This window comes from Sediminibacillus sp. JSM 1682029, from assembly GCF_041366435.1.
In the GTDB taxonomy this organism is placed as follows: Bacteria; Bacillota; Bacilli; order Bacillales; family Amphibacillaceae; genus Sediminibacillus; species Sediminibacillus terrae.
Genome location: NZ_JBEWYY010000001.1, coordinates 137,303 through 155,345, shown reverse-complemented (window position 1 = coordinate 155,345; position 18,043 = coordinate 137,303). Strand labels below are relative to the sequence as shown.

The window sequence follows — 18,043 nt, the reverse complement described above, 5'->3', positions numbered from 1 at the left end:
TTTTTTGGCTGAAGATCGGGTGAATAATGCAAAAAATTCTCCGGACTATCTGCTTGCGGTAACGATTTTCACTCTCCTCACAATCGGCGTGATCATGGTTTACAGCGCTTCTGCTATCTGGGGAGAATATAAATTTGATGATGGGTATTTTTTTGTGAAACGGCAGCTGCTATTTGCGGGCGCCGGCATTGCGGCAATGCTTGTAGTCATGAACGTACCTTATTCTTCTTGGCAGAAATATGCCAAACCATTGCTTTTCATCTGTTTTATTTTGTTGCTGGCTGTATTGATTCCAGGCGTTGGTTTGGTGAGGGGAGGAGCCAGAAGCTGGATCGGTGTTGGGGCATTCAGCATTCAGCCTTCCGAATTCATGAAACTTGGGTTGATTATATTCTTGTCGACTTATTTGGCAAGCAACCAAAAATACATCACTTCTTTTAAAAAAGGGTTTCTCCCTGCACTATTGCTCATATTCACTGCTTTCGGGCTGATCATGTTACAGCCAGACCTGGGGACAGGCGTTGTCCTGGTCTTGACCTGCTTTGTCATGTTATTTGTGGCAGGAGCGAAAATTTCGCATTTTATAGGTCTTGGAGTCCTGGGAATTGCGGGATTTCTTGGGTTGATTTTGTCAGCTCCTTATCGAATCAACAGGATCACTGCTTTTTTGAATCCATGGGAGGACCCGTTGGGGAATGGCTTTCAAATCATACAATCTTTATACGCAATCGGTCCTGGAGGCTTGATGGGGTTAGGGCTGGGGCAAAGTCTGCAAAAATTCTTCTACCTGCCCGAGCCGCATAACGATTTTATTTTTGCCATTGTCGCAGAAGAGCTCGGTTTTATCGGAGGGACCTTTCTGATCGTGCTTTTTGGTGTGTTTTTATGGCGTGGAATCCGAATTTCCTTATCGGCGCCTGATACATTTGGAAGTTTGCTAGGTTTAGGGATTGTCGGGATGGTTACCTTACAAATCATGATCAATGTCAGTGTGGTAATCGGTTTGATTCCTGTCACAGGCATTACGCTTCCTTTTTTGAGTTATGGAGGTTCCTCGTTAACGTTGACCCTATGTTCCATGGGGATTTTGTTAAATATCAGCCGGTATGCAAAATATTGATTTTTTATCAGGGCAACTTGCAAAGCAAGAGGTCGAATCCTATGTGATTTGGCCTCTTGTTATTTTATGAAAACACCGCTCGGGTCAGTGTTCGCATTTATTCTAACCAGTATTTGGACTACCTGCTAAATCGCCCTGTTTTTTTGGGCAAGCTTTTCAACTTGAATGAAGACCCCGTCGGCATGGGGCTGTGTCTTCCGGTTACGCTTTGCATCGGGATTCCTCGACCCAAGGGAGCGAAGAAGCCGTTTCATGTAGCACCCTGGCTGAAGCGTTCCCTACGGAAAGCGCAGGGTATTTTCGCAGTGCCGAACTCCCACTCAACGAATGTAAAAGAAGTTAGGAAGACAAATTCAAACGATGTCGCAGGGTTTCTATCAACTTCTTTCTTACAACTACAAATCGAATGAGGTGAGATTAAGGGGGTATTGGGGGAAATAGCCTAATTGCGACGAAAGTATCACTTTAAAATATGACGAAGCATAAAGAAAATATGATATAATTTTAGCAGGAACAATCGCAACGGCATCCAGAATGTCGTTTGTTTATGTTTCAGTATTAAATACCTCGTTTTAAATGGTTCCATCAACACATCTTTATTTTAAAAAGGAAGATAAAAATGAGTCAAAAAAAAGTAGTGTCCATTGAAGACCGGATCCCGAAACTGAAACAGGCACGCAAGAAAAAAGCAAACCGCCGATTGATTTTTTATCTTTCTATTTTCTTTGTTTTGATTTCCATCGTAGTCTATTTGCAATCACCCCTAAGTCAAGTCCGCCATGTTGTCGTGGGTGGAAACCAGTACATAGACAGCCAAGAAGTTAAATCGTTGAGTGGGTTGTCGACTAATGACAACTTTTGGAATGTGGACAAACAAGCTGTAAGCAACAAAATACAACAGCATCCGATTATTCGGAAAGCGGAAGTGGAAAGGCGATTTCCGACTACCATCGAAATAAAAATAAAGGAATATAACAGAGTGGGATATGTCATGGAAGACGGGGCCTATTATCCAGTTCTGGAGAACGGGAAAAGTCTCAAACAGGAAAAAATGAAAACAGCGAATGGAGATGCTCCTCTACTGTCTGGTTTCAATAAAGAAACGTACTTGCAGGAAATGACGAAAGAACTCCAGCGTTTGCCATCGAGCATCGTTGGGTTAATTTCGGAAATCAACTGGGAACCTACAGATGAAAATCCTTATAAAATCTCCCTTTATATGAATGACGGCTATGAGGTTGAAGGAACGATTCGCAACTTTTCAGCGAAAATGAAGGCCTATCCTTCGATAGTGGCTCAGTTGGAGCCTGGAAGTGAGGGAGTCATTCACATCGGTGTGGGAGCTTACTTTGAATCCTATCAAAAAGAGGAAGAAGAGGGAGATCAGGCAACAGAAGAAGGTGATCAGGATGAAGCTGAGGGGTAGACATGTCGTTCTGTCATTGGTTTTGCTTGTTTCCGGTTTCTTAGTAGCCATCAGTTACGAACACACCAAACAAGAATCGAAAGTAGTACAAGTCAATGATCAGGAGTGGGAAAAAGATTATTACTACCGGCAGCAGCTGATCAATCTCGAAGAAAAGAACCGAGAATTGAAAAAAGATTTGGAAAGCAAACGAAAAGAAATACAAAATCTTGAGGAAGAATTAGGGGGACAGACCGAAACAATCGATAATTTTGTCGATCGTAAATTGGAATTACAAATGATTACCGGAGAGTTGCCTGTGACCGGAAAAGGTGTCCAGATAACTTTGAGCGACGCCGATTATGTACCTTCAGAAGAAAATGCGAATCAATATATTGTCCATGAACGTCACATTCATCGCGTAGTGAACGAATTACTTAGTGCAGGAGCGGAAGCAGTTTCTATAAATGGCCAACGCGTGTTTAGGGACAGTTATATAAATTGTGTTGGACCGGTTATCTCTGTTGATGGGGTTACCCATCCGGCTCCTTTTTCCATTTCGGCGATCGGAGACCAGGAAGTCATGTACTCGAGCATTAACTTAACCGATGGACTCGTAGATGAATTGGTCAGTGACAATATTGAAGTAGAAATGGAAAAGATGGAAGATATCCAGATGAGTGCCAGAGTCGACCAGGAAAGGGGATAGCAGTGAAAATCAAACAGAAAGTAATCATCTCCCTTGTTTTTGGCCTGATTGGGCTTATGGTAGCTATACAATTTCAAACAAACAGAGAACCCGACGAGCGGGACACTAGAGATCTATGGGAAATTAGGTCCCAGTTGCAGGAAGAACAGAAATTCCAGCAGAATCTGTATCAACAAATCAGAGATGCGGAACAGACGATCGATCAGTATGAAGAAACATCAGAATCCGAAAAGGTTCAGACGCTGAAGGATTCATTGGAAAAATTGAGGAGCAAGGCTGGATTGACGGATTTACAGCAGCCAGGAATCGTCATCGATATTTCTCCCCTTTTCGTTGAAAACGAGAATGGGCAACCATACCCTTCCATTGCTCCGGATCTGCTCAACCGTCTTATCAATGAGCTGAACACATACGGGGCGACAGACATTCAAATAGCGAATGAACGGATTGTCGATATAACACCGGTACGTTCGGTCAATGGAGAGACATATGTCAATAACCATCCATTGCCCTCGGTCCCGCTGAAGATAAAAGTGTTGGCGACCAATCCCGAAAGACTTAAGGACTATATGGAAGTCAGCCAATCAAAGGACGACTTTGCCATAGAAAATCTCGATATGGAATTCACCTATGAAGAAAAGGTCAACTTAACTGGATATCAAGGACCTGTTCAAATTAATTCTATGCAAGTTTTGGAAGAGGCGGGTGAAGAATAAATGTGGCTTCCTATTTTATTTTTAATCATCGGGGTAGGATTGGGGTTGCTTACGGATATCCGCATTCCTGATGTATATGCGGATTATTTATCGATTGCCGTACTTGCTGCTTTTGATACCTTGTTCGGCGGAATAAGAGCCTACTTGGAGGAAAAATTCGATGAAAAAGTTTTTTTGAGCGGTTTCTTTTTCAATGTATTGCTCGCTGCGCTTCTTGCATTCATAGGTGTACAGCTGGGCATTGATTTATACTTGGCTGCCGTTTTTGCATTCGGAGTCCGGTTGTTTCAAAATATCGCAGCAATCAGACGATATGTCATCGATAAAAAGTATATTTCAAAGAAATTGGCCAAGTGGCGGAGAAATTAACAGGAATTCGCTGCAGTTTGTAGAATAGGATAGTAGTTATATGGGTTTATATCCTCGATGGAATGGGAATATAGGCTAAGTTGGCTATCTGTTTGTTTGGCTGCCGCTTTGACAAGCTTATTTTTAAAATTATTGCTGATTTTTATTGCTTACAGTCGCCAGATAGCTTAAAATTTCCATATACTTTACTGTCAAGAAATGTTTTACTTAATAGGAGAGCTTATTTTCTTTGTAAAAAATAAAAATGTTCGATAAGATGTGAACTATTCAAAATGTTTTAGACTGGGAGGTGCCTTTCTTTGAACAACAGTGAAATACTAGTCAGCCTGGATATAGGTACATCGAAAATCAAAGTGATAATAGGGGAAGTGCTTAACGATTCTTTGAATATAATTGGTGTCGGTACAGCAGCTTCCAATGGAATGAAAAAAGGTGCCATCGTCGATATAGATCAAACGGTGCAATCGATTAAAACGGCTGTTGAACAGGCAGAACGAATGGTAGATATGCATATTGACCGGGTCGTCGTCGGCATAAATGGCAACCATATTCAATTGCAGCCATGTCATGGAGTGGTGGCAGTTTCGAGTGAAAACAGGGAAATAGGCAATGAGGATATCGGCAGGGTGATTGACGCGGCACAAGTGATTTCGATCCCTCCGGAGAGGGAGATCATAGATGTAGTACCGAAGCAGTTCATCGTAGATGGGCTGGATGAAATAAATGATCCGCGGGGAATGATAGGAGTCAGGCTGGAAATGGAAGGAACTATCATTACTTGCTCAAGGACTTTATTACATAATATTTTGAAATGTGTTGAAAGAGCCAACCTTGAAGTGCTCGATATTTGTCTGCAGCCATTGGCTGCCGGTTCCATCGCACTATCCAAAGATGAAAAGAATCTGGGAGTGGCATTGATTGATGTAGGAGGCGGAAGTACAACGGTTTCCGTATTTGAAAATGACCACTTAGCAGCCACCAGTGTCATTGCTTTGGGCGGAGACAATATAACCAAGGATTTGTCGATTGGGCTTCGTACTTCATCTGAGGAAGCCGAACAAATCAAACTGGATTATGGACATGCTTTTTTTGATGATGCACGGGAAGAGGAAACGTTCGATACAACCATAATCGGCAGCAATCAAAAACAAACATTTAATCAACTGCAGATTTCTGATATGATTGAAGCTAGATTAGAAGAAATTTATGCTTATGCTGAAAGAGAAATAAGAAAAATGGGTTACAGGGAGTTGGCAGGCGGCTATGTACTTACCGGTGGTACAATCAGCATTCCAGGTGCATTGGAACTTGCCCAGGATGTATACCAATCCAACGTCCGCATTGCTATACCGGATTACATAGGTGTCAGAGAATCACAATTCACCTGTGGCGTAGGTATCTTGAAGTTTGCATACAACAATGCGAAAATACAAGGAAAAGAGATTTCAGCTTCTGTACAGCCAGCTGAACAGGATTTACCTAAACAAACGAAACAGAAACGGGCAGCAAATCAAAAGGATACATCGTCTAACAAGAAAAAAGAATCCGGAATCGCTAATCTGTTTAAATACTTCTTTGATTAAACAAGCGTTCCCTTACAGAATCTATAACTTCGATGAATCTTGTAATCTTGCAAATTAGGAGGAACGAAAATGTTAGAGTTTGATACAAATATGGACCAGCTTGCAACGATTAAAGTAATCGGTGTAGGCGGCGGCGGAAGCAACGCGGTCAATCGTATGATCGAGCATGGAGTTGAAGGTGTAGAATTCATCGCTGTCAACACGGATGCCCAGGCGTTGAATTTGTCAAAAGCAGAAGTGAAGATGCAAATAGGATCAAAATTGACACGTGGACTGGGAGCAGGTGCCAATCCAGAAGTAGGCAGAAAGGCAGCAGAGGAAAGCAAGGAACAGTTAGAAGAAGTCCTTCAAGGCGCTGACATGGTGTTTGTCACTGCTGGTATGGGCGGCGGAACCGGAACGGGAGCAGCCCCTGTTATTGCACAGGTTGCTAAGGAAATCGGTGCCTTGACTGTCGGAGTTGTGACCCGGCCGTTCAGTTTTGAGGGCCGGAGACGTTCTACACAGGCAGTAAGCGGAATAGACGCACTGAAAAGCAACGTCGATACCTTGATTGTGATTCCAAACGACCGTTTATTGGAAATTGTCGACAAGAATACCCCGATGCTTGAAGCATTCCGCGAAGCAGACAATGTCCTTCGCCAAGGTGTTCAAGGGATTTCCGACTTAATTGCCAAGCCGGGCTTGATTAACGTTGACTTTGCCGATGTCAAAACTATCATGTATGACAAAGGTTCTGCATTGATGGGAATCGGTGTGGCAACAGGGGAAAATAGAGCGACTGAGGCAGCGAAAAAGGCCATTTCTTCTCCGCTGCTCGAGACTTCTATTGATGGTGCGCACGGTGTACTCATGAACATTACCGGTGGAGCTAATTTAAGCTTGTATGAAGTACAAGAAGCGGCAGACCTAGTGACTTCAGCTGCCGACCAGGAAGTTAATGTTATTTTCGGCTCGGTGATCAATGAGGATCTTAAAGATGAAATCGTGGTAACAGTTATTGCGACTGGTTTTGATGAATCGCAATTGAAATCCAACCAACCCAAACAACGTCCTGCGGTAAGCAACCAAACACAGACTGCCGGCGGAGAAAAACGTAAAGAAGAACCACGACGTGAAACTCCTGTACAAGGACAGCAGGTAAAACAAGAAGAGGATACTCTCGATATCCCTACATTTTTACGGAATAGAAACCGCAGAAGATAAAGTTCTGCAAAAACCCTTCAAGTTAAATGCTTGAAGGGTTTTTTGTTTATGGAACAAACGATTCTGTACTGAATGTCGCGATGCTCTCTGAGGTCTGGATAAAATGCGTTTTATGAAGAGGCGGCGGGATGAAAAGCATATCCTTGCATCCGTTTGGCAGAGAAAGGAAAACAAATTCTTACTGTTTTATCAAGAAAACATTTTGACAAAATCACTGATAAACTCTGAAAATAAGTTGTTTTAATGGTTCAAGAAATGACAGACTTCTATTTTCCAGTTCGTTATACTTGCTACAAGTCCTGATTGGTAGATTGAAAGGAAGAGTGAACGTGACAATCTATTTAGATGCTGTCTGGCTTTTGAACTTTCTGTTGGATTGGATGATTTTAATCCTAACCCATTATATAGCCAAAAATCCCCGGAACCGGTTACGGCTCGTTATAGGTGCTTTTGTCGCTTCCTTGCTTGTACCACTAACTATTTTTTATCCAGAGTCTTTTTTTACTGCTTGGTGGGGCAAAGGACTTTATTCCCTGTTGATCGTTTGGACAGCGTTTGGATGGCACAATGCCAGGTCTTTTCGAACCAGCCTGGTATGGTTCTACTTCGTTTCCTTTATCCTTGGTGGCAGTTTGATGGCTCTTCACTTTTTGATTGGGCAACAGGTACTGGCATCCTCAAGCGGAATGCTGACTTTCAAAACTGGTTTCGGAGATCAGGTCAGCTGGCTCTTTGTATTGATCGGTTTCCCTTGTGTCTGGTGGTTTACCAAGAACCGTATGGACAAGCACGCATTTGATAAACTGCAAATCGATCATCTCTTTCCTATCACTTTGACATTCCGTGGAAAAAGAGTATCGTCCACCGGTTACATGGATAGTGGAAATTCACTGGTAGACCCGGTGTCGAAGGAGCCGGTCATCATTTGCGAACAGTCCATATTACTTCAATGGTTTAGTGAAGAAGAACTTGCTGCGTTTCGGGATGTGCAGGAAAATCTGCAATTGGAGAAGCTTCCAGAGGTTTGGTCGGACAAATTACGCCTGGTTCCATATCAGGGAGTCGGCGGCAGGAGTACATTCATGCTTGTTTTCAGGCCGGACTTGATTGATACCTATTACCGGGATAAGCAAATTGTCACAAGCAGGATACTTATCGGCATGCAGTTTGGAAGCCTTGCGACAGATGGCAGTTATCACTGTCTCCTGCATCCGGGCATTCTTAAATATTCTACAGCGACATCTGCTTAAATATCGCAAAAAGGAGAGGATACAGATGGGGAAATGGAAGTTGAAACTGCAATTATGGTGGTATAAACTACTTATCAAACTGCGAGTGAAATCCAAAGAAATTTACTATATTGGAGGCAATGAAGCATTGCCTCCTCCACTTAGCAAGGAAGAAGAACACGAGCTATTAAAGCGTCTGCCGGTCGGGGATAAGGCTGCAAGGGCGATGCTGATCGAACGGAACTTACGGCTTGTCGTTTATATTGCAAGGAAGTTTGAAAACACCGGAATCAACATCGAAGATTTGATCAGCATCGGGACCATCGGTTTGATAAAGGCCGTCAACACTTTCAATCCTGAAAAAAAGATAAAACTTGCTACATATGCTTCCCGCTGCATAGAAAATGAAATACTTATGTACTTGCGCCGGAACAATAAATTAAAAACGGAAATTTCCTTTGATGAACCGCTAAATATTGACTGGGATGGCAATGAGCTTTTGTTATCCGATGTCCTTGGAACAGATGAGGATATCACCACCAAAGACTTGGATGCCAACGTAGACAAAAACTTACTTCGAAGCGCCCTGGAACAATTAAATGAACGTGAGAAACAAATCATGGAATTGAGGTTTGGCCTGATAGGCGAAGAAGAAAAAACACAAAAAGATGTGGCCGACATGCTTGGGATATCCCAATCGTATATTTCCCGTCTGGAAAAGAAGATTATCAGCAGGTTGAAGAAAGAATTTAATAAAATGGTCTGAAGCTTTGGGGGGCGTTGAATTAAAACGCTCCCAGCAACTTTTGGGCGTTGGACGGACTGCATAAAAATCCTCTCTGAGGAGATACTGTTCCATGAATAGCATCTCCAACAGGGAGGGTAAGGCACATGACAAGACATAAAGTAGAAATTTGCGGAGTAGACACATCAACATTACCTGTTCTTAAAAATGATGAAATGCGGATTCTTTTCAAGAAAATGCAGGCAGGAGACCTTGCTGCAAGAGAAGAATTGGTAAACGGCAATTTACGGTTGGTCTTAAGCGTCATCCAACGGTTCAATAATCGTGGGGAATATGGAGATGACTTGTTTCAAGTGGGCTGCATCGGCTTGATGAAGTCCATCGATAACTTCGACCTCGGCCAAAATGTGAAATTTTCAACTTACGCAGTACCGATGATAATCGGTGAAATTAGAAGATACTTAAGAGACAATAACCCGATCAGGGTTTCAAGGTCTTTGCGCGATATAGCTTATAAAGCGCTGCAAGTAAGAGAAAAACTGATCAGCAAAACCTCTAAAGAACCAACACCTATGGAGATTGCCGAAGAAATGGGGATTTCACACTCGGAAATTGTTTTTGCGATGGATGCCATCCAGGATCCAGTCTCCTTGTTCGAGCCGATTTATAATGATGGCGGCGATCCAATCTTTGTGATGGATCAATTAAGTGATAATAAAGATAGGGATAGCACCTGGCTGGACAATCTTTCGTTGAAAGAAGGTATGCAACGGCTGAATGAAAGAGAAAAAATGATTCTGAACAAGCGCTTTTTCCAAGGGAAAACACAAATGGAGGTAGCAGAGGAAATCGGCATTTCTCAAGCCCAGGTTTCCCGCCTCGAGAAAGCTGCAATTCAAGAAATGAATAAAGAAATGTTTGAATGAGCATTTCGGCCTTGTTAATTACTAGCTATAACTGACCCAGATATCGAGAAAATCATCAGCAAACAGACAAACTGCTGATGATTTTTTGTTTGAGTTTTTAGCTTGTTTTGTCAGCTAAGGTTTTTGTATCAAGTTGTTCATCTTCTAAATAATATGCTAATACACTGAACAGGAAGGTACCCCCTGGCAAAGGAAATACCTGAAAACCAGACAGGAGTAAAAATTTGGTGTGAACCGCGAGAGCGTTAGCCCGAGGAAGCTAATCACCTCCGGAATGTACAGGGTATTTCCGCTAGACTCAGTAGAAAAGAGGTAAAGATGGTCTGTTTGAATATAAAAGGATGGACAGCTGATAATTTGCGGTTTGGTTTTAACATCTTTGAAAAAGAAGGGGACCAACTTGTCATTTTTTCCGAAAAACATGCCCTTTGTTTGCATATAGTGAATAGAAAAGGCAGGTGTAACCATGATCACGCTTTCAGAACTGCAAATTAAAGATGTGATTGTTGTAGATGATGGCAAAAGGCTCGGAAATATCACCGATCTGGAAATCGATGTAGATCGTGGCAGGATTACGTTTCTTGTAATCGGTTTGAAAGGAAAAATGATGGGGCTTTTCGGAAGGGAAGAAGAAGTAGTAATCCCGTGGGAAAGTATTGTTACGATCGGTTCGGATGTTATCCTTGTCAAAAAGCAGAAAGAACCCACCTTGTACACCGAAAAGAGTGAATAATATCAAACATCAGCAAAAATTCTTGCAAATATGATAAAATGAATGAAAAAATAAGGAGGAGAATCATGAAAGACCCCTTTCAACTATCAGAAGAATCGGTTCTTTCTATCGAGGGCTGGAGTGAACGGGCACCTGGATTGAAAGCAGGATTCACCACAAGGCAAGGCGGGGTAAGCCTCCCTCCTTTCGACACTTTTAATTTAGGGTTACATGTAAACGACGATCAAGATGCCGTGATAGCTAATAGACAAAGATTAGCCGGACACACCGGGTTTCCTTTGGAAGATTGGGTGGTTGCCCAGCAGGTACACGGAACCGAAATAGCAGTCGTTTCTGAACCAGACAAGGGAAAAGGATCTCATTCACAAGCTGATGCCATCTTGAATGTCGATGGTTTAATTACAAATCAAACGGGTATTTTGTGTACAGCTTTCTTTGCTGATTGTGTTCCGCTTTATTTTTTTGATCCTGCATCCCGTTGGATTGGAATCGCACACGCAGGGTGGAGAGGAACAGTCAATGGAATGGCAGAAAAAATGGTTTCCCTATTGCAGAAAAACGGTGTAAAACCGGAAACACTTGTTGCGGCGATAGGTCCATCCATCGGGGTTGGAGCTTATCAAGTGGATGACAAGGTAATCGGGCAGGTGCCGGACGGAATGGAAGAGGCCGTCCTACAGGAAAAAGAAACGGGCACTTTTTTGGATTTACAGCGATTAAATGAATTGTTTTTACGGAAGGCAGGCTTGCCGGCTGAAAATATCAACAGGAGTCAACTTTGTACCTTTGAAGAAAGCCACTTATTTTTTTCTCATCGAAGAGACGAGGGGAAAACAGGTCGGATGCTGGGTTTTATCGGCTGGCAAAATTAGTGGAAAGGAGATATTCTTGTGGACGTAGCAAAGAACCTAGAGCAAATTCAGCAAAATATAAGAGAAGCTTGCCGGAAGGCCGGCCGGAAAGAAGAGGAGATTACACTCATCGGCGTGACGAAATATGTTACAATTGACCGGACAGAGGAAGCATTGGCAGCAGGAGTTCGCGATTTAGGAGAGAACAGGCTGGAAGGTTTTTCGCAAAAATATGAGGCAATCGGTGATAAGGCCGCCTGGCATTTCATTGGATCATTGCAATCCCGTAAAGTAAAGGATATGATTAATAAGATAGACATGCTCCATTCTCTTGACAGGTCCTCCCTGGCAAAAGAAATAAATAAACGGGCCGAGAAATCGATTCCTTGCTTTGTGCAAATCAATACAAGCGGAGAAGAGTCGAAACATGGAATCGGACCAGAGGAAGCGCTGGAATTTGTTGAAGGGCTTGCGAAATATGAAAAAGTCCAAGTTGTCGGTTTGATGACGATGGCGCCATTTGTCGAAGACGAAGCAACTATCAGGCAAACCTTCCGCAGGCTAAAAATGCTTCGCGACGAAATAGCGCAAAAGCATTATCAGCATGCCCCTTGTCAATACCTGTCCATGGGAATGAGCAACGATTATCAGTTGGCCATAGAAGAAGGTGCGACCCATATTAGAATTGGTTCTAAGCTTGTCGGCCAAAAATAGCTCGAGGTGAAAAGAATGAGTTTTAAAAACAAACTAAAAACTTTTTTTACATTGGATGATGAATACGAGTATATCGAGGAAGAAGAAGAATTGGAGGTTCCGGAAGCTGCTTCCCAGCAAAAAGGCCAGGGGCAGAACGTTGTGAGCCTGAAAAGTGTTCAGCCTGCATCAAAGGTAGTTCTTCTGGAACCACGTACATACAGTGAAGCACAAGAAATCGCTGATAACATTGTCAATCGCAGAGCGGTTGTGATCAATTTGCAGCGTGTAGACCATAACCAGGCAAAGCGGATTGTCGATTTTTTGAGCGGCACCGTCTATGCTGTTTCCGGAGATATTCAAAAACTCGGCAGTCACACATTTCTTTGTACGCCGGATAATGTTGATGTCTCTGGCACGATTTCCGACATGTTCGAAGAAGATTTAGACAAAAGGTGGTAGTCACAGTGTATCAACTATATACAATATTATTTTATGCGATTGAGATTTACAGTTTTGCGCTGATTGCCTACATTTTGATGTCCTGGTTCCCCGGGGCAAGGGAGTCCTCGTTTGGAAATTTTCTGGCCAAAATATGCGAACCATATTTGGAGCCGTTCCGAAAAATCATACCGCCGCTTGGCATGATAGACATTTCTCCTATTGTTGCAATCCTGGTGCTTAATTTCGCGACAAGAGGATTGGCGGTATTGTTCGGCTTTGGCGGCTTTTAACCCGCATCATCCAACTAAAGTATACGGCTAGGTGAACAAATGGATATTTATCAACATTTTCGTAAAGAAGAAAAGCCCTTTATCGATCAGGTGCTTTCCTGGCAAGAAGAAGTAGGACGGAGTTATCAGCGGAAATTGACGGATTTTCTAGATCCGCGCGAACAAAAAGTTTTCAGTTCGTTGATTGGCAATAATGACGACTTCCGCTGGCGCTTAAATGGCGGGAGTCTGTCATCAGAAAGAAAAAGAGCAATACTGGCCCCTTATTATGAAGAAATAACGGGGAGTGATTTCGAATTAGCATTGCTTGAGGCTTCTTATCCTGTGAAATTTGTCAGTCTTGGACATCGCGATGTTTTGGGCGCATTTCTTTCCATGGGAATCAAACGTAAAAAACTCGGCGACTTGATAGTACGGGATGGATTTATCCAAATTATAACAGCTGCCGAAATCGCATCGTATGTCCGGATGAATTTGACAAACATTAAAAAAGCAAGCGTCAACTTTGAAGAAGTGTCGTTTGGGCAATTAATGGAAAAAGGCGAGCATTGGCAGGAAAAAAACATGACAGTGGCTTCACTGCGGCTGGATGTGCTGGTCAAAGAGATTTATAATATTTCCCGGCAAACAGCTGTACAATTCATCGAAAAAGGATTGGTGAAAGTCAATTTCCGAGTCGTCGACACTCCGGCTTTTATGCTTGAGCAGGGAGATTTGTTGTCTTTAAGGGGAAAAGGCAGAAGCCATGTAAAGGAAATCCATGGTCTCAGTAAAAAAGAAAAATGGAAAATTACTGCGGAAGTTTTGAAATAGCCAAAAATCATGGAGGATTTCCCCCGGTTTTGTCGAATTTATCTGTTACAGTTTAGTGCACTTTTTTATATTTATTTCATACTAACAGACAGGAGGTGGCCGATGTGCCATTGACACCGCTAGATATTCATAACAAAGAGTTCACCCGGAAGTTCAAAGGATACGATGAAGATGAAGTGAATGAATTCCTGGACCAGGTGATCAAAGATTACGAGACGGTCATTCGGGAGAAAAAGGATTTGAAAGAAAGGTTAGACCAGTTAGATGAGCGGTTGGGCCATTTTACCAATATTGAAGAAACTCTGAATAAATCGATCCTGGTGGCCCAGGAAACTGCCGAAGAAGTGAAAGGAAATGCCACGAAAGAATCCAAACTGATCATCAAAGAAGCGGAAAAAAATGCTGACCGGATTATCAATGAGGCATTGCATAAATCCCGTCGGATCGCAATGGAAGTAGAAGAATTGAAAAAACAGGCAAAAGTTTTCAGAACACGTTTGAAAATGCTGGTAGAAGCCCAGCTTGACATGATTGAAAATGATGATTGGGACGGATTGCTGACCACAGAAGTAGATCCGGAAACAGAATATGAAAAAGAGGCAGTCGAAAATAATTATTAAACCTTGACGTTTTCATGAATTTTACATATAATTCATAAACATAAACGCTACTATTTCTGTAAAATAAATTGATTGATAAATACGAAGACAGGGACAGTACAGGAAGAGAAGTCTGTATTAGCGATCCGGGGACGGTGTAAGCCCGGAGCAGAGCCTTTCTGGAAGATCACCCTTTAGTATCCGCGTTGAAATAGAGTAGGGGCGGACGTCTTGTTCACGTTACGAATTTCAAGTGGGAGGATTTTGAGAAGTCCTTCTAAAAGGGTGGTACCGCGAGTCCTTCTCGTCCCTTCGGGATGAGAAGGGCTTTTTTTATTTTCCTGCCATTCGTGGATTGTCTAGACTATTTGCAGATGGATTTGCACAGCTAACAAGGAGGAAAGAAAATATGGATTATAAGCAAACGCTACTGATGCCACAGACAGCTTTTCCGATGCGGGGAAACCTGCCGAACAAAGAGCCGAAGATGCAAGAAGAATGGGATCAGAAAAAGATGTATGAAAAAGTCCAACAGCGTACGGAAGGAAGACCGCTTTTCGTCTTGCACGATGGGCCGCCTTACGCTAATGGGGATCTGCATATGGGTCACGCTTTGAACAAGATACTGAAAGATTTTATTGTCCGGTACAAATCTATGGCCGGCTTCCATGCGCCTTATGTTCCAGGTTGGGATACCCACGGATTGCCGATAGAACAAGCTCTGGCAAAAAAGAAGGTCAACCGTAAAAAAATGACGGTCGCTGAATTTCGGCAAAAGTGTGCGGAATATGCCTTGAAGCAAGTCGATAACCAGCGGACCCAATTTAAACAGCTGGGAGTACGCGGCGACTGGGAGAATCCTTATATTACGTTAAATAAGGATTATGAGGCTGCTCAAATCAAAGTTTTCGGTGAGATGGCAAGAAAGGGATATATTTATAAAGGCCTTAAGCCGGTGTATTGGTCTCCATCTTCCGAGTCAGCGCTTGCCGAGGCGGAAATTGAATATCAGGATAAACGATCGGCTTCCATTTATGTTGCTTTTGATGTTAAAGATGGAAAAGGTGTACTGGATGGCGATGAAAAATTCATCATTTGGACCACGACTCCGTGGACCATCCCTGCAAACCTGGCGATCAGCCTGCACCCTGATCTGGAGTATGCTGTGGTGAAAGTGGATGATAACAAGTATGTAATCGCCCATGACATGCTGGAGACCGTTACACAGGTGCTTGAATGGAGTGAACCTGAAGTAACCAAGACATTTAAAGGTAGGGATGCAGAACGGATCGTCACGAAGCATCCATTTTATGATCGTGATTCTCTTGTAGTTCTCGGTGAGCACGTTACGACGGAAAGTGGTACAGGATGTGTCCACACAGCACCCGGACATGGGGAAGACGACTTTCATGTAGGCAACAGATATGGCCTGGAAGTGCTTTGTCCCGTTGACGAAAGAGGGAACTTCACCGATGAAGCACCAGGTTTCGAAGGCCAGTTTTATGATTCTGCCAATAAAGAGATCACGCAAAAGCTGGAAGAAGTGGGTGCCTTGCTGAAACTTGAGTTCATTACGCATTCCTATCCTCATGACTGGAGAACCAAAAAACCGACTATTTTTCGAGCGACCAATCAATGGTTTGCATCTATCAAAGATTTTCGTGAAGATATCCTGAATGAAATCCAACGAATCGATTGGTATCCAGGCTGGGGTGAAACTAGGTTGTATAATATGGTCCGTGACAGGGAAGATTGGTGTATTTCACGTCAAAGGGCGTGGGGAGTACCGATTCCGGTGTTTTACGGAGAGGATCGTACACCGATCATCACCGAGGAAACGATTGATCATGTTTCCGAATTGTTCAGTGAGCATGGATCGAACATCTGGTTTGAATGGGAAGCAAAAGACCTGTTGCCGGAAGGATATACGTCCGAGCACAGTCCTAATGGGAAGTTTACAAAGGAAACAGACATCATGGATGTTTGGTTCGATTCCGGTTCTTCCCATGAAGCAGTATTGAAAGGGCGCCCGGAGCTTCAGCGTCCGGCAGACGTTTATCTGGAAGGCTCCGATCAATACCGCGGTTGGTTCAATTCCTCCATTTCCACCGCGGTGGCAGTTACAGGCAAAGCTCCATATGAAGCAATTATCAGCCATGGATTTGCCCTGGACGGCCAAGGCAGAAAAATGAGTAAGTCAGTAGGAAACGTTGTCGTTCCTTCTAAAATCATGAAACAGTATGGTGCGGACATTTTAAGGTTATGGGTTGCTTCTGTCGATTATCAGGCAGATGTAAGAATTTCGGACGAAATCATCAAGCAGACCTCTGAAGGGTATCGCAAGATCCGTAATACGTTCCGGTTTATGCTCGGAAACCTGCAGGACTTTGATCCTTCGAGTGATAAAGTTTCCTATGCAGAGTTGGAGGAAGTCGACCGCTACATGCTGATCCAATTGCAGGAACTGATCGAGAAAGTTCAACACGCTTATGATCATTATGAATTCTCGACTATTTACAACAATATCCATAACTTCTGTTCGATTTCTCTGAGTTCTTTCTATTTGGATTTTGCCAAAGATGTGCTATATATCGAGTCGGCAAACAACCATAGGAGAAGAAGCATCCAGACGGTATACCATCAAATCTTGACAGCATTGGTGAAATTGTTGTCACCGATTATTTCCCATACCGCAGACGAGGTTTGGCAGTATATCCCTGGTACAGAAGCGGAAAGTGTTCAATTGACCGATATGCCGGAGCCAAAACAATTTGATGGCCAGGATGAATTAAAGCGAAAATGGGATCGGTTTATGAATATTCGGGATGATATTCTGAAGGCGTTGGAAGAAGCGCGAGTAGAGAAAGTCATCGGAAAGTCGTTAGAGGCAACGATTCACGTTGTGCCAAATGATTCTCAAACAAAGGATTTGCTCAACAGTATCGAACATCTCCAACAATTACTGATTGTTTCCGGTTTGGAAATCCAGGAAAGCAATAAGGAAGCCAAACAATATGAACATGTTTCTGTTCAGGTTGAAAAGCATCCAGGAGAAAAATGTGAACGATGCTGGGTATCCTCGAATACAGTCGGAGATGATGAACAGCATCCAGAGCTTTGTTCCCGCTGTGCGGAGGTTGTGAAAGAGCATTACGCTGATATCGTTTGATTTGAAACGGCTAGCTTCAAGCAGAAAAAGGCAGCTGATACCCGGCTGCCTTTTTTATATCGTTTTTTTCTTGAGGATTGTTGCTTGATGACACGCGGTTTAGCACGGCTCTAAACTGAATGTGGTGGTGACCCCGAAAAGTTTTAAAACGAGATTCCTTTGGAAGCAAAAACTTGAACGATAAAAACAAAATTTTATGGCAGCAAGCGGTTAAAAGTCTCTATAGAGCGAAATAGCGTAGCAGAGGAACGAAGCGAGACTCCTGCGGAAAAACGGACGACCGAGACCCCACAGCGGGCTTGGCGAGGAGGCTTGGGCGTTCGTCCGCGGAAAGCGAGTTTCGTTCCGCTGCGGCCGCAGGAAAATAGCTGTTTTTTGGAATGAGCCTTTCGATAAAGAAAGGGTGGAGTGAATACCACACCACCACATTTGACAGAGAACCT

18 protein-coding genes and 1 other annotated feature are annotated in these 18,043 nt (G+C 43.1%); all 18 genes read left to right on the top strand.

The genetic code is table 11. The annotated features are described in order from the left end of the window. Window positions 1–19 precede the first annotated feature (19 nt). A complete protein-coding gene (gene spoVE / locus ABVF09_RS00760; protein WP_026570452.1) occupies window positions 20–1,120 on the top strand; it encodes a stage V sporulation protein E in 1,101 nt (366 codons plus the stop codon). A gap of 619 nt (window positions 1,121–1,739) precedes the next feature. Further along, a complete protein-coding gene (locus ABVF09_RS00755; RefSeq protein WP_153462506.1) occupies window positions 1,740–2,546 on the top strand; it encodes a cell division protein FtsQ/DivIB in 807 nt (268 codons plus the stop codon). After that, the gene (locus tag ABVF09_RS00750; protein ID WP_035426731.1) at window positions 2,530–3,234 is read left to right on the top strand and encodes a DUF881 domain-containing protein; all 705 of its coding nucleotides are present in this window, start codon (window positions 2,530–2,532) and stop codon (window positions 3,232–3,234) included. The genes ABVF09_RS00755 and ABVF09_RS00750 overlap by 17 nt, the downstream gene beginning before the upstream one ends. Window positions 3,235–3,236: 2 nt before the next feature. After that, complete coding sequence (locus tag ABVF09_RS00745; RefSeq protein WP_026570448.1) at window positions 3,237–3,950, top strand: DUF881 domain-containing protein; 714 nt, start codon at window positions 3,237–3,239, stop codon at window positions 3,948–3,950. Further along, window positions 3,951–4,319, top strand: coding sequence for a small basic family protein (locus ABVF09_RS00740; RefSeq protein WP_026570447.1), 369 nt, complete (start codon window positions 3,951–3,953; stop codon window positions 4,317–4,319). 299 nt (window positions 4,320–4,618) lie between these two features. Continuing rightward, on the top strand, window positions 4,619–5,902 hold the full coding sequence (gene ftsA / locus ABVF09_RS00735) for a cell division protein FtsA (protein WP_026570446.1): 1,284 nt from the start codon (window positions 4,619–4,621) through the stop codon (window positions 5,900–5,902). Window positions 5,903–5,971: 69 nt separating this feature from the next. Next, window positions 5,972–7,108 (top strand): cell division protein FtsZ, encoded by a 1,137-nt coding sequence (ftsZ, locus tag ABVF09_RS00730; RefSeq protein ID WP_026570445.1) that lies wholly within the window; start codon window positions 5,972–5,974, stop codon window positions 7,106–7,108. A 329-nt stretch (window positions 7,109–7,437) separates the two neighbouring features. Beyond that, window positions 7,438–8,358: a sigma-E processing peptidase SpoIIGA gene (gene spoIIGA / locus ABVF09_RS00725; protein WP_153462508.1), complete on the top strand. Its 921-nt coding sequence runs from the start codon at window positions 7,438–7,440 to the stop codon at window positions 8,356–8,358. A gap of 25 nt (window positions 8,359–8,383) precedes the next feature. Continuing rightward, window positions 8,384–9,103: an RNA polymerase sporulation sigma factor SigE gene (gene sigE / locus ABVF09_RS00720; RefSeq protein ID WP_026570443.1), complete on the top strand. Its 720-nt coding sequence runs from the start codon at window positions 8,384–8,386 to the stop codon at window positions 9,101–9,103. Between the two features lie 125 nt (window positions 9,104–9,228). Further along, window positions 9,229–10,008, top strand: coding sequence for an RNA polymerase sporulation sigma factor SigG (sigG, locus tag ABVF09_RS00715; protein WP_026570442.1), 780 nt, complete (start codon window positions 9,229–9,231; stop codon window positions 10,006–10,008). A 466-nt stretch (window positions 10,009–10,474) separates the two neighbouring features. Next, window positions 10,475–10,741 (top strand): YlmC/YmxH family sporulation protein, encoded by a 267-nt coding sequence (locus ABVF09_RS00710; RefSeq protein WP_026570441.1) that lies wholly within the window; start codon window positions 10,475–10,477, stop codon window positions 10,739–10,741. 65 nt (window positions 10,742–10,806) lie between these two features. After that, entirely contained in the window at window positions 10,807–11,613 is an 807-nt protein-coding gene (gene pgeF, locus ABVF09_RS00705) for a peptidoglycan editing factor PgeF (RefSeq protein WP_153462510.1), read from the top strand. 18 nt (window positions 11,614–11,631) lie between these two features. Continuing rightward, window positions 11,632–12,306, top strand: a complete 675-nt coding sequence (locus tag ABVF09_RS00700; protein WP_153462512.1) for a YggS family pyridoxal phosphate-dependent enzyme — start codon at window positions 11,632–11,634, stop codon at window positions 12,304–12,306. A gap of 15 nt (window positions 12,307–12,321) precedes the next feature. Then, on the top strand, window positions 12,322–12,747 hold the full coding sequence (locus ABVF09_RS00695) for a cell division protein SepF (protein ID WP_026570438.1): 426 nt from the start codon (window positions 12,322–12,324) through the stop codon (window positions 12,745–12,747). 5 nt (window positions 12,748–12,752) lie between these two features. Further along, entirely contained in the window at window positions 12,753–13,019 is a 267-nt protein-coding gene (locus tag ABVF09_RS00690; protein ID WP_035426729.1) for a YggT family protein, read from the top strand. A gap of 39 nt (window positions 13,020–13,058) precedes the next feature. Then, window positions 13,059–13,832 (top strand): YlmH family RNA-binding protein, encoded by a 774-nt coding sequence (locus tag ABVF09_RS00685; protein WP_371068418.1) that lies wholly within the window; start codon window positions 13,059–13,061, stop codon window positions 13,830–13,832. 104 nt (window positions 13,833–13,936) lie between these two features. Continuing rightward, a complete protein-coding gene (locus tag ABVF09_RS00680; protein WP_026570435.1) occupies window positions 13,937–14,452 on the top strand; it encodes a DivIVA domain-containing protein in 516 nt (171 codons plus the stop codon). Window positions 14,453–14,527: 75 nt separating this feature from the next. Then, window positions 14,528–14,746, top strand: a binding site (T-box leader). A gap of 94 nt (window positions 14,747–14,840) precedes the next feature. Next, on the top strand, window positions 14,841–17,600 hold the full coding sequence (ileS, locus tag ABVF09_RS00675) for an isoleucine--tRNA ligase (protein WP_371068417.1): 2,760 nt from the start codon (window positions 14,841–14,843) through the stop codon (window positions 17,598–17,600). The last annotated feature ends 443 nt before the right edge of the window (window positions 17,601–18,043 follow it).